7 protein-coding genes and 1 pseudogene are annotated in these 22,471 nt (G+C 63.6%); 1 reads left to right on the top strand and 7 read right to left on the bottom strand.

Annotated features, from left to right (window positions below; all coding sequences use genetic code 11):
* Positions 1-155: 155 nt before the first annotated feature.
* The 4 genes from nrfD to nrfA form a co-directional block, all read right to left on the bottom strand.
* Positions 156-1,109: a cytochrome c nitrite reductase subunit NrfD gene (nrfD, locus tag ACWPWQ_RS09395; protein ID WP_454009629.1), complete on the bottom strand. Its 954-nt coding sequence runs from the start codon at positions 1,107-1,109 to the stop codon at positions 156-158.
* An 87-nt stretch (positions 1,110-1,196) separates the two neighbouring features.
* Positions 1,197-1,877 (bottom strand): 4Fe-4S dicluster domain-containing protein, encoded by a 681-nt coding sequence (locus ACWPWQ_RS09390; protein WP_454009628.1) that lies wholly within the window; start codon positions 1,875-1,877, stop codon positions 1,197-1,199.
* Positions 1,874-2,470: a cytochrome c nitrite reductase pentaheme subunit gene (gene nrfB, locus ACWPWQ_RS09385; protein WP_454009627.1), complete on the bottom strand. Its 597-nt coding sequence runs from the start codon at positions 2,468-2,470 to the stop codon at positions 1,874-1,876. Before nrfB ends, ACWPWQ_RS09390 begins: the two co-directional genes overlap by 4 nt.
* A gap of 51 nt (positions 2,471-2,521) precedes the next feature.
* Positions 2,522-3,964, bottom strand: coding sequence for an ammonia-forming nitrite reductase cytochrome c552 subunit (nrfA, locus tag ACWPWQ_RS09380; RefSeq protein ID WP_454009626.1), 1,443 nt, complete (start codon positions 3,962-3,964; stop codon positions 2,522-2,524).
* 738 nt (positions 3,965-4,702) lie between these two features.
* Between nrfA and ACWPWQ_RS09375 the strand changes: the two genes are divergently transcribed.
* Positions 4,703-17,932 carry a retention module-containing protein gene (locus ACWPWQ_RS09375; RefSeq protein WP_454009625.1) on the top strand — a complete coding sequence of 4,410 codons (13,230 nt, stop codon included), beginning with the start codon at positions 4,703-4,705 and terminating at the stop codon, positions 17,930-17,932.
* Positions 17,933-18,201: 269 nt separating this feature from the next.
* On the opposite strand, the gene glpC is transcribed toward ACWPWQ_RS09375, so the two are convergent.
* From glpC to glpA, 3 genes and pseudogenes are all read right to left on the bottom strand, one after another.
* Positions 18,202-19,404 carry an anaerobic glycerol-3-phosphate dehydrogenase subunit GlpC gene (gene glpC, locus ACWPWQ_RS09370; RefSeq protein WP_454009624.1) on the bottom strand — a complete coding sequence of 401 codons (1,203 nt, stop codon included), beginning with the start codon at positions 19,402-19,404 and terminating at the stop codon, positions 18,202-18,204.
* Between the two features lie 103 nt (positions 19,405-19,507).
* Entirely contained in the window at positions 19,508-20,785 is a 1,278-nt protein-coding gene (glpB, locus tag ACWPWQ_RS09365; RefSeq protein ID WP_454009623.1) for a glycerol-3-phosphate dehydrogenase subunit GlpB, read from the bottom strand.
* Positions 20,782-22,463: pseudogene (gene glpA / locus ACWPWQ_RS09360) on the bottom strand (anaerobic glycerol-3-phosphate dehydrogenase subunit A). The gene glpB and the pseudogene glpA overlap by 4 nt, the downstream one beginning before the upstream one ends.
* Positions 22,464-22,471 lie beyond the last annotated feature (8 nt).

The raw sequence follows: 22,471 nt of genomic DNA, 5'->3' as shown, positions 1-22,471 counted from the left end.
CCGAGGGCGGCTGGCGCTGGTGTTCATACCTTTAAACCACCGTCATCTGGCCGGCATACGAGGATGACGCAGCATCAGACAGCAGCATATCCATCAGGGTCATGCTGCAAGCCGACATCGTATGGTCGCTTTTGTTACAAATCATGCACTTCCCCTCATACCACCGTCATCTGGCCGGCATAGAGCACGAAGTAGCGCAGCAGCAGGATCCCCACCAGGGTCAGACAGCAGACCAGCACCAGATGGCTGTTGCGCTCCCGCAGCGGCGCCGGGGCCAGCAGGGTCAGCAACTGGGGCAGCAGCATGCCGATGCCCACCACCCCGAGCCAGAACACCTGGGCCCAGAAGCCGCCGCCGATGGCGGCCCACATGGCCACCTCTTTTTGGCCGCCACCGAAGTAGAGCCCGGTAAAGAAGCAGACCAGCAGCAGCACCTCCACCGCCAGCACCGGCCGCTCGAAGCGGTGGACAAAGCTCACCCCCTGGCTGTGATGGTTCTCCTTGAACAGGGTGACCGCCAGCAAGATGGTGGAGGCGATGCCGGAGCTGACGCCGGAGACGAGGAACAGCACCGGCAGCACAGGGTTGTTCAACAGCGGATAGGTCTTGAGCGCCGAGAGCAGAAAGCCGGTGTAGGCCCCCAGCAGCACGGCGAGCAGCAGCAAGAGCGGTGCCAGCAGGCGCTCGAAACGAGCCAGCAAGCCTATCAGCCCATCCACAAAGGCGAACTTCTCTTTCAGCAACCGGCTACGCAGGGTCTCGATCTCGGCCCGAAACACCACCCCTAGCCAGGCGAACAGCACCGCCATGTAGACCTGGAACAGCATGACCCCCATGGACATCACGGAGTCGAACTGGTAGTGGAACATCAGCTTCCAGAAGGTCCAGGGGCGGGCCAGATGGAAGATAAGGATCAGTAACCCCAGAACTACGCTCACCGGCGCCAGCAGGGCGGTCGCCTTGATGATGCCGCTCTCGCTGCCGGCCCCCTGGCGGCGCAGCAGCACCGAGAGGGTGGTGGCCCCGGCGGAGATGCCGAGCAGAAAGAGATAGATAGCGATGGGCCAGTCCCACACCAGCGAGGGGAAGTGAAAGGCGTCATGCCACATGATCCATTCCTCCTTCTGTTACTGCGGTAGATGGCGATCGGACAAATTCCCAGACAAGGGAGGGGAAGTGAAATGCCGCTTGCATGGTCATGACGTTATCTCCCCTTTGGGCACGCGGTACATCTTGGGCGAGGTGCCGAGTACCTGCTTGTAGCGATAGGTGGTCTCCTTCACCAGCCGTTTGGCGATGGGGCTGTCCGGGTCATCCAGATTGCCGAACACCAGCGCTTTGGTGGGGCAGGAGGCCACGCAGGCTGGCTCCTTGCCCGCCGCCAGGTTGGTCTTGCGGCAAAAGTCGCACTTATCGGCAACCTTGGTCACAGGGTTGATAAAGCGCACCTGATAGGGGCAGGCGGCCAGACAGTACATGCAGCCGACGCACAAGTCCGGGTTGACGTCGACGATGCCATCCTCCTTGCGGATATGGGAGGCACCGGTGGGGCAGACGTGCACGCAGGGGGCGTTGTCGCAGTGCTGGCAGGACTTGCGAAAGAAGTGGTACTCGGCATCTGGGAAGGTGCCGATGGGGCCGGAGCGGATGATCTCGAGGCGCGAGACTCCTTCCGGTACCTTGTTCACCTCCCGGCAGGCATCCATGCAGGCGGTGCAGCCGATGCAGGCCGTCTCGTCATGGAGCATGCCGTAGCGCACTCCGTCTATGGTCTGGCTGTGGGCGAGGCTGGCAGCGCCGGCGCGCACCGGCCCCGTCATCATGATGAGGGCCCCCGCGCCCATCCCCGCCATGAAGTCACGACGAGAGCAGCTCATGGTGCCTCCTTGCCCGCATTGACCTGCAGGCCGACCGCCTTGGCTTGATGCTGCTTGCTGTGGCAGTCGACGCAGAGCTTGATGCGGGACTTCTCCGGAATAGCCACCATGGGCTCCCTGGCCGGGTGCAGCTGGTGGCAGCTGGTGCAGCTGAGCTTGGTGGCGTGCACGTCGTGGGCCCAGAGCGCCTCGCGCAGGGGCCCCGGCTCGTGACAGCTCATGCAGACCCCGTTCTGCTCGGCGATGGGGTAGGTCCCGGTGCTCAGCTTGTTGTTGAAGCTGTCGCTAAAGCGCATCACATCCTTGACCCCTTCCCGGTGTTTGGGGGAGGGCTGGCCGTGGCAGTTGGTGCAGGTCACCGGTGCCAGGTTGTTGGGGTTGGTCGCCTGGCCATGCTTGCCGTGCATCCCCTCGCTCTGCTCCTTGTGGCAGTCGGTGCAGGCCTTGTCGGGGCTGCGCAAGAACGCCACGTCATGTGTCGCGGGCAGGGCCGCAGGGGCGCTCGTCGCCTCGGCGGCCTGGCCCTGCAGGCTGGTCAGCAGCATGGCTGCCATCAGCATCAGTCGTAAGAAATCCATCGTTAAATCACCCATAGGAAGCCTCCATCCATTGCGAGCCCGGCCTAGCCGGGCTCGCAGGCGCCATTACTGTGCCAGCCGTCCGGCCGCTTTGGCCTCGGCATCCCAGGCGGGGACTGTGGTCTTGAGGAACTGGGCCTTGTCGGCATTCATCTGCTTCATGTCCATGCCAAGGGCGGCCTGGGCCTTCTCCTTGCTGGAGATGTCGGGAATGGCGATCTCGTTGCTGATCCCCTTGGCGGCCAGCAGGCGTGCCAGCCTGGTGCGGGCGTCGGCGGCCTTGTCCAGGGCGGTTCCCAGCATGCGCAGCGCCACTTCCGGGGCGTGCATCTGCACCCCGTGGGAGGCGATGGAGAAGTCCCAGCGCCATTGGGCGTGACGGATGTCCTGCAGAATGTCCTTCATCTCGGCTTCGGTGGCACCGGCATCCCAGGCGGCCTTGGCCTCGAAGTGGGCGTGCACCAGTTGCTTCTCGACTCTGAGCTTGAGATCGTGAACCGCATCCTTGCGCTGCTTGACCACCCCTTGCAGCATCTCCTTGCTCTGGGTGTGGCAGTTGCGGCAGGTCTGGTCGAAGCGATCGAAGGGGTTGCCCACCTTGTGATCCGTGTAGACCTTGCCCTGCTCGTTCTGCACCTTGGGCATGTGGCAGTCGACGCAGGCGACGTTGTTCTGGCCGTGAATGCCGGCGCGCCAGGTCTCGTACTCGGGGTGCTGGGCTTTGAGCATGGGGGTCCTGGAGAGGGCATGGGTCCAGTCGGCAAAGCCGATTTCGTCGTAATACTGCTCCATCTGCTCTACCGTGGTGCCCTTGTCCCAGGGGAATTTCACCGCCTTGGTGGGGCCATTGAAGTAGTACTCCACGTGGCACTGGCCGCACACCTGAGACTGTTGATCGAAACGCCCCTGCTCCTTGAACGGCTTGCCGATGGCGGTCATGGCGCGATCGGCATAGGGACGGGAGAGGTGCAGGGCAGGCTTGCCCTCCTTGAACTCTTTCGAGGCGGTGTCGTGGCAGTCGGCGCAGCCGATGGTGTTGACGATCTCGGGGCCGCCTTTTGCCCACATCCCCTTGAAGTAGCCATCCTCACCCTTCTCGTCGATGACGCGGGCCACATCCGGGCCTTTGCAGCTCCAGCAGGCCATGGGCAGCGGACCGTCTTCGGCGGTCTTGGGGGCGCCGGTACGCAGGGTTTCCCGTACGTCGGTCAGCGCATAGAAGTGGCCGCGCGGCTTGTTGTAATCCTTGGAGAAGGGGTAGCCGGCCCAGAGCACCACCATCTGCGGATCTTCCGCCAGGGCGTCGGTGCGCTCGCGGCTCTCGCTGGTGTCTTTCCAACTGCTGAACTGATCGGCGTGATCCTTGGCGAACAGCTCGCTGCGCGCCTCTATCTTGCCCTCGGGGGAGGCCTCGTCTGCCTGCGCCAGCATGCTGGTGCCCAGCAGGGCCGTCAGCAGCAGGGCGGCCAGACCCGGCCGAAATGGCTTGTTATGTGAACCCACGGTCATCACTCCCAGATAAAATGTCCATGCCGAGCCTGACCGTTCCATCTTGGTGCGTGGACATCTGTGCCCATGGTTATGGGCATGGCAGGCCGATTAATTGTTATGACTGCATATAAAATGTTTTTTATGCATTTGCTCGGGGGAATAATACCAAATGGGTAAAATGGATAATCATTTATCCCTGTGGGAGTTGCGCTAGATCAATTGGCATGGGGGGCTAATGCAAAAAGTGAGATCCAGGTTGAATTATTGAGCCCAATCTGGTGGTTATCCCCATCACCTCTCCATGGTGATCTGCTGCGGCTGGCCGGCGCCTCGGGGAAGCAGGGGCGTGCCAAAGGGTGTAAGGGCGGGGGGATGGCCTCTTTGGCCAGAGTTATCGCCAAGTAAAAGTGAATATTTATTCTTTATTCCTGCTGGGGACGGACGACTCGCCTTCCCCTGGTGAAATAGTGGGGAAGCCTGGCCGGGGGCGGGCAGGTCAGGAGTTGTCGTATGGATGGGTACCAGGAGAGCCATGTTTTTCATCTGGGGCGTGAAAAAGGGTGTCTATCCCGAGATATCCCGTGAATGGCAGCACTTTATTGAATTTAATAGGAAGGTTTACGGCATTTACTTTCGATATTTTCGAAAATGGCGAAGGGATCTGGGTCGGCAGAGGCGGTAAAATAGCCGCCTGTCACGGTGACGTCCTGTACCCTTGTGGGTCTGGGCTGTCTGTGTTTACCCGTTGGAGGATGTATGGCTGAGCTGCGAATAGAGAAACCGACTCTTGTTACCCAGGTGGAGGGCACCGTGCTGGTGATGGATGCCGATGGCTCCTTGCACCGCGCCACTCTGGGGATGCAGCTGCTGCCGGGCATGCGCCTGCTCACCGAAGGGGACGGGCGCTTCGAACTGGCCGATCCCGCGAAGACCCCGGACGCCGACCAGCCCGAGCTGGCGCAGGCAGAACCGAACGTGGCCATGGATCCCGAGCTGGCCAGCCTGCAGGAGGCCATCCGTCAGGGGGCCGACCCGACCGAGCTGTTTGAGGAGACCGCGGCCGGTAACGCAGCAGCCGCCACGGGTGGCGGTGTGGTCGGCTCCAGTGCCGGCGGCTTCGTGGTGGTGGATCTCAACAGCGAATATACCCTGGCGGAGTCCGGCTTTGACACCGACCATCAGGGCGCCCAGCCAGGGGACGAGCTGCTCTATTCGGAAGATCAGGATCTCCTGGCGGCCATCACCATCACCGAGCCCCAGACCGACGACAACATCATCAACGCCGACGAGGCGGCCGGCGTCATCATTCGCGGCTTTGTCGAGGACGTCGAGGTGGGCCAGACGGTGACCGTCACCCTGATCGATCAGGATGGTAATCGCCTGACCACCACCACAGTGGTGCTGCCGGGCTTCGTCTGGGAGGCAAACTTCGGCGACGTCACCGGCAAGCTGGTGGACGGCCCGCTCACCATAGTGGCCGATACCCAGGATGCGGCCGGCAACCGGGCCAGCGACACCGGTCAGACCCTGCTCGACACCATCACTACCATCACGCTGGATCTCACCGACGAGAGCGACACCGGCGCCAGCCAGGTGGACGATCTGACCCGCGACACCACGCCGCTGCTGCAAGGGAAGGGAGAGCCCGGTGCTACCGTCACCCTGAGCCTCGGCGGCAATGTGCTGACCGTACTCACCGTGGATGGCAACGGCAACTGGCAATACCAGATCCCAACTACCCTGGCCGATGGTGCCTATGATTTTCGCGTCGATTCTGTGGACATCGCCGGCAACCGGGCCAGCGACACCCTGACCGTCACCGTCGACACCCGTGCTGGCATCGACATCGACGATCTCGACACCCAGAGCCTGCTGGGCCAGGGCAATGTCACCCTGAGCGGCAGCACCACAGAGGTGGAAGCTGGCCAGCGCGTCACCATCACCCTCATCGGCCAGAACGGCCAGACCCTCTATAGCGGCAGCGCCCTGGTGGAGAGCGACGGCCGCTGGCAGCTCAATGGCCTGGATCTCTCCGGCATTCAAGGCCCCTTCGAGGTACGCGCCGAGGTGACGGATCTGGCGGGGAACCGGGTGATCGACGGCGCCCCCCTCATCGGCCAGAGCGATACCCTGACCCTGTCCGAGGCGGATCTGGCCAAGGGCCCGGTGAGCGCCACCGGCTCCCTGCACACGGGGGCGGGTCTGGATGGCAACCTGCAGGTGAGTTTCGGTGCCGATCAGAGCGCCCTAGAGCAGCTCGGCCTCACCAGCCAGGGCGCGGCCCTCGGCTACCAGATCAGCGGCCAGACCCTGACCGCGAGCGCGGGGGGCGTCACCGTCTTCACCCTGACCCTGGCCAATGACGGCAGCTACCGCATCGTCTGGAACCAGAGTCTGGATCACGGCCAGGACAGCCAGAGCCTGCCGTTCTCCCTCGAATACCGCGACAGCGACGGGGATCTGGTGAGTGCCAATCTCACCGTCAAGCTGGTGGACAGCACGCCGCCGGACTTCACCATAGCCCCCATTTCGCTCACGGAAGACGGCTTCACCCAGCAGGGCGCCGTGGTGGGCCAGAGCGAGTTCGTGGTGGGCCATCAGGCCGATCCCCTGCTGGCGGACTCCCTTGCCTTTGCCGATCAGGCCGCGACGCTCACTCGTCTGAACGGCAGCGGGCTCAGCAGCGACGGCCATGTGCTCAGCTTCGAGTTCGGCAGCGATCGCCTGCTCACCGGCTTTTACATCGATGATCAGGGCAGTCGCATTGACGTGATCAAGGCCGAGCTGGACGCCAGCCAGTCTGGCAGCGACATCGACGGCAAGGTGACCGTTTCCCTCAATGGGCCTCTGGATCACCAGGGCAGCGACAACCTGTCCCTGGGGCTTACCGTCTCGGCCAAGGAGATCGACGGTGACGAGACCCGCACCGATCTGGTGGTCTCCATCAACGACGGCGTGGACCCGAGCCTTGGCATCGACAGCGGCATCAGCCTGCAAGAAGGGGGCGCCAGCCACTCCCTGGATGGTCAGCTGCCGGTCAATGTGGGGAGCGATCGCCTGGTGTCCCTCAATTTCGAGGGGAACCAGCCTGCCCTGGATGGTCTCACCAGCGGCGGCAAGCCGACCAGCTATCAGGTCAATGGCAACCAGATCACCCTGCTGGATGCGGGGGGCAAGACGGTGCTGACCGTGACCCTGGATCTGGATGGAAAGTACCATGTGAAGCTTGATGGCGTGCTGGATCAACCTGTGGGCACCAACAGCGTCAACCTGGGGCTGCAGGTGCAGGGCACCGATTTTGACGGGGACAAGAGCAATCTCGGCACCCTCAATATCCAGATCACCGACGGCGCCTTGCCCCAGGTCGACCCCGTTTCCCTCACCCTGACGGAAGACAGCGACTGGAGCGCCGGTCAGACCCTGACCGGGGATCTCGATATCACCGCTGGCAGCGATCCCCTTGCCAGCATCAGCTTCGATGCCAGCCAGCCGGGCCTGCAGGGACTCACCAGCGGTGGCCAACCCGTTGTCATCAGCATCAGCGGCAACAGCATCAGCGGCGCGGTCAACGGCCAGAATGTGTTTACCCTGACGCTGGATCAGAAAGGTCACTACGTCTTTACCCTGAACCAGCCGCTGGATCAGGGCAGTGCCGACAGCCTGCTGAAGGCGGGCTTTACCCTGACCGATTCCGATGGAGACAAAGTCTCCTCCACCCTGAGCGTCACCATCGGTGACGGGGCCAACCCGGTGATCAGCGCCGTGACCGGCACCGCCATGATCGAGGCCAACCAAGGGGCCAAGGATGTGGTCAGCCACATGAGCTTCACCGTGAGTCACGGCTCCGATGCCTTGGCCCCCGACAGCCTCAAGTTCGATATCAACGCCATCCAGCAGAGCCTGGATGGCAAATACAGCAGCCACGGCAGCCCGGTGACCTTCACCCTGGATGCCAATGGGGATCTGGTGGGTACCAGTGCGGATGGCCGCGAGGTACTGCGCGCCGAGCTTGATCTGGTGGACAACAATGGCAACTGGAGCGTCAGCGCCAAGGTTGTCTTGAGCGCCGAGCTGGATCACCAGGGCAGTGAGTCTTTGGATTTGCCGCTCACCGTGACCCTGACCGACAAGGACGGGGACAGGGTCTCCACCGACTTGCCGCTCACCATCAAGGATGGCAATGCGCCCGGCTTTGTGGCGGGCAGCGGGGTGAGCCTGGATGAAGGCAACCTCGATGGCAACACTCCCCTGACCGGCACCGGTCACTTTACCGTGGACGCGGGCTCGGATCGGGTGAGCGAGGTCTCCTTTGCGAATGTGAACGAGCAACCGGCCCTGACCGCCCTGGGCCAGAGCGTGAAATACGAACTGGTGGACGGCGATGCCGGCATCCCGGGCAACCAGATCCTCAAGGGCTATGTGGAAGTGAACGGGGTGCGGGTCGAGGTGTTGCAGGTCGAGATCAGCGGCAAGCTCGACAACGCCGCCAGCAATGGCTTCGACTACAAGGTGACCCTGTTCGAGGGGGTACACCAGGCCAATGGCAGCAGCACCGAGCTGCCGTTCAAGGTCAATGTCGTCGACAGCGACAAAGGGGCGGGCAACAACGACACCACCTCGGGCACCCTCAACATCAGCATCGCGGAAGGGGACAAGCCGACCCTCAGCCTCACCGGGGTGACCCTGACCGAGGGGCGCTTCGAGGGGGCCGCGAGCAACCAGATCGCGGACGACCAGCAGGCCACCGGCACCCTGACCATCAAGGCGGATTCGGATCCCGTGGTGGACGTGCGCCTGACTCTCTCCGGCCAGGTATTGGATGCGAGCGGCAAGGCCATCACCCACAACGGCGAGACCCTGATCTGGCAGGAGGTGCCGGGCAGCAACGGCCACAGCTTCCAGGGGATGACCGCGAGCGGCACCCTGGTGTTGACTGTCACCCTGCCGAGTGTGCCGGGCAGCATAGCGGCCCACAGCTCGGCGACCCTGGATTACCAGATCACCGTGCACACCAACCTGGATCACGGCGCCGACGACAAGCTCAGCCTGACCCTGCCGGTGCAGGTGACCGACAGCGACGGCTCGGTGATCACCGGCAACACCACGGCAGTGATCGCCGATGCAGCCGATCCGAACCTCGGCATCGACAGCGGCATCAGCCTGCAGGAAGGGGGCGCCAGCCACTCCCTGGATGGCCAGCTGCCGGTCAATGTGGGCAGCGATCGCCTGGTATCCCTCAATTTCGAGGCAAACCAGCCCGCCCTGGATGGTCTCACCAGCGGCGGCAAGCCGACCAGCTATCAGGTCAATGGCAACCAGATCACCCTGCTGGATGCAAGCGGCAAGACGGTGCTGACCGTGACCCTGGATCTGGATGGAAAGTACCATGTGAAGCTTGATGGCGTGCTGGATCAACCTGTGGGCACCAACAGCGTCAACCTGGGGCTGCAGGTGCAGGGCACCGATTTTGACGGGGACAAGAGCAATCTCGGCACCCTCAATATCCAGATCACCGACGGCGCCTTGCCCCAGGTCGACCCCGTTTCCCTCACCCTGACGGAAGACAGCGACTGGAGCGCCGGTCAGACCCTGACCGGGGATCTCGATATCACCGCTGGCAGCGATCCCCTTGCCAGCATCAGCTTCGATGCCAGCCAGCCGGGCCTGCAGGGACTCACCAGCGGTGGCCAACCCGTTGTCATCAGCATCAGCGGCAACAGCATCAGCGGCGCGGTCAACGGCCAGAATGTGTTTACCCTGACGCTGGATCAGAAAGGTCACTACGTCTTTACCCTGAACCAGCCGCTGGATCAGGGCAGTGCCGACAGCCTGCTGAAGGCGGGCTTTACCCTGACCGATTCCGATGGAGACAAAGTCTCCTCCACCCTGAGCGTCACCATCGGTGACGGGGCCAACCCGGTGATCAGCGCCGTGACCGGCACCGCCATGATCGAGGCCAACCAAGGGGCCAAGGATGTGGTCAGCCACATGAGCTTCACCGTGAGTCACGGCTCCGATGCCTTGGCCCCCGACAGCCTCAAGTTCGATATCAACGCCATCCAGCAGAGCCTGGATGGCAAATACAGCAGCCACGGCAGCCCGGTGACCTTCACCCTGGATGCCAATGGGGATCTGGTGGGTACCAGTGCGGATGGCCGCGAGGTACTGCGCGCCGAGCTGGATCTGGTGGACAACAACGGCAACTGGAGCGTCACGGCCAAGGTTGTCTTGAGCGGTGAGCTGGATCACCAGGGTAGCGAATCCCTCGACTTACCGCTGACCGTGACCCTGACCGACAAGGACGGGGACAGGGTCTCCACCGACTTGCCGCTCACCATCAAGGATGGCAATGCGCCCGGCTTTGTGGCGGGCAGCGGGGTGAACCTGGATGAGGGCAACCTCGATGGCAACACTCCCCTGACCGGCACCGGCCACTTCACCGTGGACGCGGGCTCGGATCGGGTCAGCGAGGTCTCCTTTGCGGATGTGAACGAGCAGCCGGCCCTGAGCGCCCTGGGCCAGAGCGTGAAATACGAACTGGTGGACGGCGATGCCGGCATCCCGGGCAACCAGATCCTCAAGGGCTATGTGGAAGTCAACGGCGTGCGGGTCGAGGTGTTGCAGGTCGAGATCAGCGGCAAGCTCGACAACGCCGCCAGCAATGGCTTCGACTACAAGGTGACCCTGTTCGAGGGGGTACACCAGGCCAATGGCAGCAGCACCGAGCTGCCATTCAAGGTCAATGTCGTCGACAGCGACAAAGGGGCGGGCAACAACGACACCACCTCGGGCACCCTCAACATCAGCATCGCGGAAGGGGACAAGCCGACCCTCAGCCTCACCGGGGTGACCCTGACCGAGGGGCGCTTCGAGGGGGCCGCGAGCAACCAGATCGCGGACGACCAGCAGGCCACCGGCACCCTGACCATCAAGGCGGATTCGGATCCCGTGGTGGACGTGCGCCTGACTCTCTCCGGCCAGGTATTGGATGCGAGCGGCAAGGTCATCACCCACAACGGCGAGACCCTGATCTGGCAGGAGGTGCCGGGCAGCAACGGCCACAGCTTCCAGGGGGTCACCGCGAGCGGCACCCTGGTGTTGACTGTCACCCTGCCGAGCGTGCCGGGCAGCATAGCGGCCCACAGCTCGGCGACTCTGGATTACCAGATCACCGTGCACACCAACCTGGATCACGGCGCCGACGACAGGCTGAACCTGACCCTGCCGGTGCAGGTGACCGACAGCGACGGCTCGGTGATCACCGGCAATACCACGGCAGTGATCACCGATGCAGCCGATCCGGTGATCACCTCCATCGGGAGCGTCACCGTCAAGGAGTCGGATCTCAATGGTGGCAGTGGTCAGCACGTCGGCACCAGCCCGTCCGGGACGGGGGAGATCGCCGTCGGCCAGGTGACGATCGCCGCCGGGAGCGACCGGGTTGCCGCCCTGCAACTGGATGTGGCCCGCTTCAATGCCTTGAACACGCTCAGCTCAGGGGGCAAGGCCGTGACCCTCAGCGCCGACAGCCAGCAGGGTGTCTACCTTGGCAAGGACAGCGGGGGCAAGCTCATCTTCAAGCTGACCCTGGATGTCTCCGGCCGCTATACCTTCGAACTGACCGGCAACCTGGATCACAGTGTCCAGGGCAAGGATCTGCTGGATATCCAGCTGCCGTTGCAGGCCCTGGACAGCGATGGGGATCTCAGCGCCGAGGTGATAGGCCACGTCAGCGTGCAGGACGATGTGCCGGTGGCCGTCGATGCCAGCAAGTCCCTGGATCAGGGGACGAAAGTGAGCGGCGATCTGCTGGCCACCGCCAATGAAGGTGCTGACGATGCCGTGATCAGGTCGGTCACCATCAATGGCACCCCGCACCCCATCGCCGCCAAGGGCGACACCACCATTACGGTCACAGACAGCACTGGGCAGACCATAGGCACCCTGGTGATCAACGCCGAGGGGAAATACAGCTTCACCGCCCGGGCGGATATAGATCACAGCAACAACACCCTGGTGCAGAAGGTCGACTTCCACCTGGTGGATGGGGATGGGGATACCGATGACGGGGTCCTGACCCTGACCATCAGGGACGAGGCGGGCAAGCTCAGCGTCAGCGCCGTCACCGGTGCCGAGGATGCGGGGGCCAGTGACCCCACTCATGGCATTCCCATCACCATGAATCTGGACATAGGCGACTACGATCGGGGCGAGTTCGTCGAGAAATTGCTTATCCAGGCGCCGGCCAATGCCCAGGGCACCTTCTATTACAACGGAGTGGCGCTCACGACGGTGACTCAGGGTGGCAAGACCTGGTATCAGGTGCCGCCAGCGGCGATGCAAGCCGTTGTCGGTACCAACGACAAGTTCGAACTCAAGGGCGTGACCTTTGTGCCCGATCACGACTACTCGAGCTACAACGATGGCGGCAAGCCGCTGCGCTTCCCGGTGCAGCTGCAGGTTGGCGTCACCGAGGGGAGCAAACCCCCGGTGCTGACCGGCAACCTGGATATCACTGTGCAGGGCATTGCCGACAAGCCGCTCTGGGATGGGGCAAGCACCCACCAGCACTACAGCATCAACGAGGATGGCAGTGGTGTAGCCCTCAATGTGCAGGCCAACCTGACGGACACCGATGGCTCCGAGACGTTGAGCTACCAGATCAAGTGGGCGTCCGGCGAGGGCAGCCTGACCCTTAACGGCAAGGTGCTCACACCCGATGCAAACGGCCTGGTGACCGTCTCAGCGGGGGAGATCAACAAGGTCACCGTGGTGCCCGGCAAGGACTACAGCGGCGACATCAAGCTCGTTGTGACCCCGGTCAGCACGGAGAAAACCCCCGTGGTCACCGGCCAGGAGACGGCCCTCGGCGATCCCATCGAACTGGTGATCAACGTCAACCCGCAGGCGGATGACGCCAAGCTGACGGTGCGCGACATCCAGGGCAAGGAAGACAACCTGCTGGATCTTGGCAGCAAGATAGTGCTCGCCCATCTGGGGGATACCACGGACGGTTCCGAGCAGATGTTCGTGCGCATCAGCGGCTTACCCGCCGGTGCCACCCTCTGGCTCGGCGGCGTGGCGGTCACCCCGGATGCGAACGGTTATTACGAGGTGCCCTATGCCCGCATCGGCGAGCTCAAGCTGGAGCCGCCGAAGGACAGCAACGTCGACTTCGATCTCGGCATCCAGGGGGTGGTGAAAGACACCGCCACCCTGACCGATGCCAACGGCCAGACCCATACAGTGGTCAGCGAGAAGGTGACCGGCAGCCAGAGCCTGCATGTGGATCTGGTGGGGGTGGTGGATGAGCCTCACTTCAATCTGGACAGCACCGACTGGAGCCAGGATGGCAAGGGCTATGTCACCACCATAGGGGAAGATGGCAAGGCACCGCTGGACTTCAAACTGGCGTCGGGAGAGACGACGGGTGATGGTTCCGAAACCCTCAACCTGGTGCTGGAAGGCTTGCCGGAAGGAGCCAAGGTGTTCGATGGTAACGGCAAGGAGCTGACCCTGACCTTCGCCGGGCTCGACACCCAGGGCAAGCCGACCTATCAGGTCGACGTCTCGAGTCTGGGCAACCTGCAGATCCAGCCGCCCCCCAACAGCACCGCCGACATCCACCTCATCGGCCACGTGGTGGTGACCGAAAACGACGGGGATCACAAGAGCTTCGATGTGCCGCTCACCATCAAGGTGGAGCCGGTGATCGACGCCGGTGACTATGCCAAGAGCAGCCATGGTCTGGAGGATCAGTTCACCGTCCTCGACTGGCAGCCGGACCTGACCGACGGTGCCGAAAAGGTGACTCACCTCAGTCTCTCCGGCATAGAGCCAGGTTACGAGATCTGGATCCGCGCAGGTGGGGTTGAGACCCAGCTCACCGTGAACGGCGGTGCGGTGGCGTTGAGTGACGCGGATCTGAAGAGCCTGCTCGGCGGCGGTCAGCTGCTGGTGAAGGGGCCGGAGGACAGCGACAGGGACACCACTATCCAGAGCCATGTCACCGTGACTCAGAAGGATGTGGATTCCAATGTTGTAGTCAGCAAAGAGGTCAATGGTCAGCTGCATGTGGATATCCAGGCCGTGGTCGAACCCGATGGCAATCTGGTACAGATTGGCGGCGCACTGGAGAGCCCGGACGGGCACGATATCCCGCTCAATGGCGTCTTCGTGTTCGAAGATCTGGATCCCAGCAGCATCGAGACCATCGACTATCTGGTGATCAGCGATCTGCCGCCCGGCTTCGTGGTGGTGGGTGGGATCAACGATGGCCAGGGCAACTGGACAGTGCCGAACAGCGCCCTCGGGAGCTTCTCCCTGCGCTCGCCGGATGACTACAAGGGCACAGTCACCTTCAAGGTCAGCGCCAGGGTGATCGATCTTGGCGACAACAACGAGGGGGATGTGAGCGTCCCGGCTTATCGGGAGCTCACCGTCAGTGCCGAGTTCAAAGACGCGACCCACTCGGGCCAGGTGGCCGCCGATGTCGATTTTGACAACAGCGCCCCCATCACAGGGGTGGAGGATCACGGTGTCAACTTCGGCAGCCAGCTCAAGAGCATGGTGACCCTGGGCACGGCGGACATCGGGGATGACGAGCTCAGCATCGTCATCACGGGTCTGCCGTCGGGCGTCAACGTGCAGGGGCTCACCTTCGACTTCGTCAACGGCGAGTACTTGATCAAGCTGCCAAATGGTCTCGGCGATCTCGACCGTCTGACCCTGACCCTGCCGGAAGACTATTCCGGTGACGGCCTGCGTTTCAACGTGCGTCTGGTCAATACCGACACGGTGAGCGGTGATATCAAGCAGGTGGAGAAGGACGTCACCCTCTCCATCACCCCCGAGGTGGACACCAAGGGCGGCGCCGATGGTCTGCCCGAGCTGACGCTGCAGGTCAAAGATGTGAACGGTCAGCCCAGCAACCTGGAAGACACCGAGATCCACCTCGATCTCTCGGTCAAGCTCGCGGACATCAGCCCCTCGGTGGCCAATGGCGGCCTGGAGACGGTGGAGAAGGTCACTGTGACCGTCGATGCCCAGTACGGTCATTTCCTTGATGCCAACAAAAATCCCGTCCAGTCCCTGGTGGTGGATGCCAACGGCCTCAAGGATCTGGTGTTCGTGCCCAAGCAGCACTTCAGCGGTCAGGTCCCCCTGGAGATCAAGGTGGACATTCTGGACACCGCCACCACGGGGACGGATCGCGGCAGCTGGAGCGGCAATGCCAGCTTCGAGGTGCTGCCGGTCAACGATCCGGCCCAGCTTACGGTGAAGGATGTGAGCGGCAACGAGGATGGCAGCGTCAACCTCGGCGGACTAGGCGCGACCCTGATCGACAATGATGGCTCCGAGCAGATAGTGGCGCTGCAGATCAAGGGCGTGCCGGACGGCTTCACCCTGTCTGCCCCGGCGGTCAACAACGGCGGCGGTGTCTGGCAGGTGCCGGTGGGCACAGATTTCTCCAAGCTGACCCTGATCCCGCCGGCAGACTTCAGCGGCAGCGTGGAGCTCACCCTGAGCGCCTTCACCCTGGACAAGGGGCTGACCCTGCCTCTCGAGACCAAGGGCAGCTTCACCGTCACCGTCAACCCGGTGGGGGATCCCATCATCGCCGACATTCAAGACAAGGCGAGCGGCACCGAGGGGGATGTGATCACCCTGAACCTGGGGCTGGAGACCAAGGACACCCAGGCCACCGGCGGCAGCGCCAGCAATATCCATGAGAATGGCCCGGAGCAGGTGCGAGTCACCATCGAAGGGGTACCCGATGGCGCCGAAATTCGCCTGCCAAACGGGGTCAATGGCACTGTGGTGGATCTTGGTGGCGGTGTCTGGCAGGTCACCACGGATGGCACCAAGCTGGGTGCCGTGGAGCTGGTGACCAAGGATGCCAATGGCACCCTGGATCTCAAGGTGACGGCCCAGAGCCTGGACAACGGCGCCCTCGGCCCAGAGGTCAACGGCACCATCCAGGTGGAGGTGAGCCCGGTCAACGACGCCCCCATCAACGTGCTGCCAGCGGATCCCCAGGTGGCGCAGGAGGACAAGCCCTTCGTCATCCATGGTCTGCAGGTGAAGGATGTGGACGCGGGCAGCGGCACCATGGAGGTGCGTCTGTCGGTGGAGCACGGCACCCTCAACCTGCCGGCAGGGAGCGGCGTGACCGTGACCGGCAACGGCACCGGATCTCTGGTGCTGACCGGCACCCTGGCGGATCTCAACGCCTTGCTCTCCGGTGGTGTGACCTATCAGGGCAATCCGGACTATCACGGCAGTGACAACCTGACCATGGTCACCAATGACAATGGCAACACCGGCAGCGGCGGTGCCCTGAGTGACACCGACGTGTTGCCCATCGAGGTGCAGCCGGTCAACGACGCCCCCGTCAACGTGCTGCCGGACACCCCTCAGGTGGCGCAGGAGGATACTCCCTTCGTCATCAAGGGTCTGCAGGTACAAGACGTGGATGCGGGCAGCAGCCCCATGGAGGTGCGTCTGTCGGTCCTGCACGGCACCCTGGTGCTGGCGGACGGCAGCGGGGTGACAGTGGTCGGCAGCGGCAGCGATACCCTGGTGCTGAGCGGATCGCAAGATGCCATCAATGCCCTGCTGGCGGGGGGCGTGACCTATCAGGGCGAGCAGGACTTCAATGGTCAGGATGCACTGACCATGGTGACCAATGATCAGGGCAACACCGGCAGCGGTGGCGCCCTGGCCGATACCGACGTGCTGCCCATCGAGGTGGAGGCGGTCAACGATGCCCCTGTGACCCAGGTGCCGGGGGCCATGCAGGTGAAGGAGGATGGTTCACTGTCCCTCTCCGGGATCAGCGTGAAGGACGTGGATGCGGGCACGGCCCCCATGTCCATGGTGCTGCGGGTCGAGCACGGCGTGCTGACCCTGCTCGGGGCGGCGGGCGCCGTCTCGGTGCAGGGGGCGGGTACCAGCGAGATCACCCTGGTGGGCTCCCTTGATGATCTTAACAACCTCATCAATGGCAACCTGCATTACGAGCCGGCCAAGGACTTCTGGGGACAGGACAACCTGACCATCACCACCTCGGATCAGGGCAATGCCGGGTCGGGCGGCGTCCTGACCGACAGCGCCCAGATTGGCATCCAGGTGACCGCAGAGGCAGACGATCCCCAGCTCAGCCTGGGTACCCACGACATCCATACCCTGCAAGGGGCCTGGGTGCCGCTCAACCTGAGCGCCAGCGTGGTCAACCCGGCGCCGGGAGAACTCTCCATCCGCATCCAGAATCTGGGGGGGGCCCAGGTGGTGGACGAGCACGGCCAGAGCGTGGGCCATGCGGACAGCAATGGCGACTGGCTGCTGCCGGGGGATCAGTCCGTGCCCCTCTACCTCAGCGGTCTGACGGCGGGGGATCATGCCCTGACCCTGAGTGCGGAATCCAGCGCGGGTGGCAGCACCCTGAGATCGGCCGAGGAGACCCTCAATATCCACAGCCAGAGCGGCCATGATCTGCTGGGCTCGGATCAGAGTGACTGGCTGTTCGGGTCCACCGGGGACGATCGCATACTGGGCGGCCTGGGGGATGACATGCTCAGGGGCGGTCAGGGCAACGACATCCTGACCGGTGGCGCGGGCAGCGATCTCTTCGTGTGGGGCAGCGGTGATGAGGGGACGGCGGCCTTGCCGGCCATCGACACCGTCACCGACTTCCACCCGGAGGAGGGGGACAAGATAGATCTGGCGGATCTGCTCAAGGGGGTGACCGACAACAGCGTGGATGGCCTGCTGGGCCACCTCTCTGCGTCTGTGACCACGGGCAGCGCGGGCCTGAGCGATGTGAATCTCTCGGTCTCTCCGGCGGGGGATGGTCAGGTGACCCAGCAGATCACCCTGAAGGACGTGGATCTGAGCGGCTGGAACCTGAGCGGCTCCTCCTCTCACGACATACTGCAGTCCATGCTGGATCAGCACAGCCTGATCATCCAGCACCCCTGGATCTGAAGCACCATAGAAAAGAGCCGGCGATTGCCGGCTCTTCTTTTGCCAGTTTTTTACCCGTCGGCCCCTTTGCTAAACGGGCCGTCCGGCCGGATGTTGGAAGAAGATCAGGCCAGCGCCTGGGCCAGCAGATGGATCGGATGCTCGCAGCGGCAGGTCGGAGTGCTCATCTCGACTAGTCTCTGCCTATGCCCCTGTCTGCCGCCCGCTATACCAACGCCTGGGCCAGCAGGTGGCTGGGATGTTCACAGCGAGATAGGGACATGCTCATCTCAAGCCAAGGCTTTGGCCAGCAGGTGGATCGGATGCTCGCAGCGGAAGGCGGTGCTCATCTCTATCTGCCACTTGCAGGTCTCGCAGTCGGTGATGACCAGATCAGGATTGAGGCGGTTTATCTGATCGAACAGCCCTTCGCCTATGGTCTGGCTGGTTTCGTAGTTTTCCGACTTGAAGCCATAGGTGCCGGCGATGCCGCAGCACTGGGACTCCAGCACGGTCACCTTGACTCCGGGAATGGCACGCAAGAGTTCCAGGGTGTAGATGACGCCCCCCATCTTCTCCATGTGGCAGGGAGTGTGGTAGGCGATGTGCAGATTGAGCGGCTTCATCGCCGGCTTGTTGCCCTGGTAGAACTCGTTCCATAGGAAGCGCGTCACTAGCGAGATGCGATCCCGCACCTTGTGGTTGTCCTGCTCCAGCAGGTGGGGGTATTCGTCGCGCAGGGTAAAGCCGCAGGTGGAGGAGGTGGCCAGCAGCGGCATCTCGTTGCCGAGCAGGGAGTTCTCCATCTGCTGGATATTGAACGCCGCCTGGCGCTTGGCCTTGTCCATGAAGCCGTTGGCAATCAGCGGCACGCCGCAGCACTTCTCCCGCGCAAGCAATTGGACGCCGATGTTCATGGCGTTGAGCACCTGCACCAGCTCCTTGCCAAGCTGCGGGTGGTTGTAGTTCACGTAGCAGCCGTGGAAGTAGGCTATCTGGCGCGCATAGCTGGCCTGGGTGGCCTTCTGCTTCTTGTACCAGCCGCGGAAGGTGCCCTGGGAGTACTTGGGCAGGTCGCGGTGGGAGGAGACCCCCAGCGCCTTGTCCAGCACCAGCTTCATCGGCTTGAGGCTTGTGGTGAAGTTGACCACAGGGGCCATCAGGGTGGACATGCTGCCCATGAGATCCGTGTGGGAAAGCACGAACTCGCGTACTCCCGGTTTGAAGCCGCTGTATTGATGCTTGGCTTTGGCGATGATGTCGCCGATGCGCACCCCGCTCGGGCAGGCCACTTCGCAGCGCTTGCAGTTGGTGCAGTGCTTGAGGGCGCTGTCAAAGAGCTCCGGGCTCTTGATCCGCAGCCGCTCCCCATCCGGGCCCGCCTGTTTGGGGCCGGGATAGGCGGGGTTGGCCTTGGCCACCGGGCAGTAAGCGGTGCAGACGGTGCATTTGATGCACTGATCGAAGGTTTGGTTGGCGTGATCCAGTAGCATGATTTACTCCTCCCGGGCCGGATAAAAAGCGCAAGGGACGCGGCAATGGGATTGTCGAACGGGCAGTTGGCTGCCCGCAGTCAGTAAGTGAAGGGGAGGCATCTCAGCCCTCCGCCAGAATATGGCCGGCAGCCTGCCAGCCGGTGGCGACGGCGACCCCGGAGCCCGAGCCCTCTTTAACGGGGTCATAGTGGGCCAGCACGCTGCCGGCGCCATAGAGGTTGGTGAGCGGCTTGCCGCCGCGCAGCACCCGCAGCTGGTCGTCGGTCTTGACCCCGAAGCCCATGAAGGGGTGGTGGTCGAACAGGCGGCGACCGGCCCAGGCGTCGTGCTCGGGCAGGCTCAGCACGTCGGCGTCGAAGATGGGCTCGCGAATGCCCCCGAGGCGGGACTCCAGCCCGCGGCTGAAGAAGCTGCCGGAGGCGAGCACGAAGTGGTCCGCCTCGAACAGCTGATCGTCGCCATTCTGGCTGTGTACGCCTACCACCCTGTCGCCCTCGTAGCGGGCCCCCAGCACCCGCTCGCTGGTGAGGAAGGTGCCGCCGAGGGCCAGGAAGCGGCGCTTGAGGGCCTCCTGCATCCGCATCCCGATGAGGGACGGCGGCATGGTGGCCACCTCCTTGATGGTGCAGCCGGTGCGCTGCTCCAGCTCTGCCAGACGGGGGCCGACCAGCCCCAGGGACAGGCAGGCGGGCAGCACTATATGGCGGCAGCCCGGCTCGCCGCACTCCTGCACCATGCGACCTATCTCGCGGGCCAGATCCGTCAGCAGGTCCTGCTTGTCGTGCTGCTGTTTGTCAAACAGGCGGGCGATGTCGGCGGAGCGAAATTCGTGGGGATTGCGGCTGAACGCGGCGAGCTGGGGCAGGCGAATTTCACCAGTCAGGATGCGGCTGTGGGCGAAGCGCGAGTGGGTCGCCAGATTGGCCGCCGCCAGCGCCGGGTGGAAGTCGCGAAAGCCCTCGAGCGTCGCCAGCAGCAGGACGTCCGGTGCGGGCGCCTCCGTGACGCAGGCGCAGGTCTCGGGGGAGAGCCAGGTCGATTTCAGGGTGCCTATGGGGGTCAGGCGCTGGTGGTTGCGCTCCTGGCGAAACAGGGGCAAGCCCTGCAGGGCGCAGTGGCGCTGCAGATCCGCGAGGCTCGCCTCTATGCTGGCAAGACCCACCTTGCTGTAGGGGTGATCCGGATGGGCCGCCATAAAGGCGGGCAGGGCGGCGCGAGGGTCGCCTTCGCTCTCCAGCAGATCCACCGAGCCGGAGGAGAAGTGCAGGGCGCTCTGGCCCGAGGCCATCAGCAGCGCCTTCTGGCCCGCCTCGGCCAGGCGCAGGGCTGCCGACAGGCCTGCCATGCCGCCGCCTATCACGATAGTGTCAGATTTCATGGCTGCACTCCTTGGCTGGATGGGCTGGATGGGCTGGACGGGGTCCGGGCGAGGGGGAAGGGGGGCTCCCGCCACCAGGTGGGGCGCCGTCCACTCCCCGACCAAAGAGCCTTCGTAGATCCAGGTAAAATTCCGCTTCGCGCAGGGCATCGCCCCAGAGCACGGGGCGGGTGCCCTTGTAGCGCTCCTCCAGGAACTGGCGCAGCATGACGCAGGCCTCACGGCCATCGGCCTTGCCGTACTCCTGCATCAGACCGGCGGCGCGGTAGGCGCACAGCTCCCCCTGACAGGGGCCCATGCCGAGGCGGGTGCGGCGGCGCAGATCCACCAGATTGTCCACGTCGAGCTCCCGCAGGGCGTATTCGATTTCGCCAGCGGTGACCATCTCGCACTCGCAGATGAGGGCGTTGGCCTTGGGGTTGTCGCGGAAGAAGGCGATGACCCGCTCGCCGTGGCGGTACTGGGCCGAGCCTTCCACCGGCACCGAGAGACCGGGGGCCGAGACCTTTTCCGGATCTCGCGAGCCGGGCAGATTGAGTTCGGCGGTGCGGCAGGGTCTGTTGTTGCCGAGCTTGCTGGCGACGAGATCCGTGGCCCACTCCGCCATCAGGCGGTAGGTCATCAGCTTGCCGCCGGTGATGGTGTTGAAGCCCTTGAGGCCATCGCGCTCGGCGTGATCCAGCAGCACTATGCCGCGACTGATGTTGCGGCCGCTCTCGTCGCCGTCCACCGCCACCAGGGGGCGCACCCCGGCGTAGGCGCGCAGCAAGCGGGTGCGCGCCATGATGGGGGCTAGCTTGATCCCCTCGCGCAGCAGCACCTCCACCTCGTCGGGCTCGACGGTGAGCTGGTCAATCTTGTGGTAATCGATGCGACTCGAGGTGGTGCCGATGAGGGAGATGGTATCGCCCGGCACCAGGATGTCCGCGTCCGCCGGCTTGCGGGCGCGGTTGAGCACCAGCTGGTTGATGCGGTAATCCATGATGAGCAGGGAGCCCTTGGCCGGGAACATGCGGATGCCGAGGTCGGCATATTCGCAGATCTGCTGGCCCCAGATGCCGGCGGCGTTGATCACCTCCTGGCACTCCACCTCGAACGCCTCGCCGGTGCGGGTGTTGATGGCCTTGACCCCGTGCACCCTATCCTGTGCGCGCAAGAGCCCCAGCACCTTGCTGTGGGTGAAGATGCGGGCACCGTGTTCCTTGGCGTCCAAGACGTTTGCGGCGGCCAGGCGGAAGGGATCGACGGTGCCATCCGGCACATGGATGGCGCCTATCATCGCCGGGTTGGCGTTGGGTTCGAGCCGCAGCGCCTCGCGGGGATCCAGCTGGCGGGTGTCGATACCAGCCTGGGCGCAGGCCTCCATGAAGGTGCTTTGGAAATTGATGTCATCTTCCGGCAGGGTGACGAAGAGGCCGCCGGTCGCCTCCACGCAGTGGCTGGCGATCCGCTTGAGGATGCGGTTCTCCTGAATGCACTCGCGGGCGGACTCCGGATCCGTCACCGCGTAGCGGGCCCCCGAGTGCAGCAGGCCGTGGTTGCGCCCCGTGGTGCCTGCGGCGATGTCGTCCCGCTCCAGCAGGATGCAGTCGATGCCGCGCAGCGCGCAGTCGCGCATGATGCCGGCCCCGGTGGCGCCACCCCCTATGATGACGACTTCTGTGGTGATTCTTTTCATTCTTGCCC

It is taken from the genome of Aeromonas sp. Marseille-Q7275, from assembly GCF_965119515.1.
The sequence above is the reverse complement of the archived record's forward strand: the minus strand, read 5'-3'. Positions and strand labels throughout refer to the sequence as shown.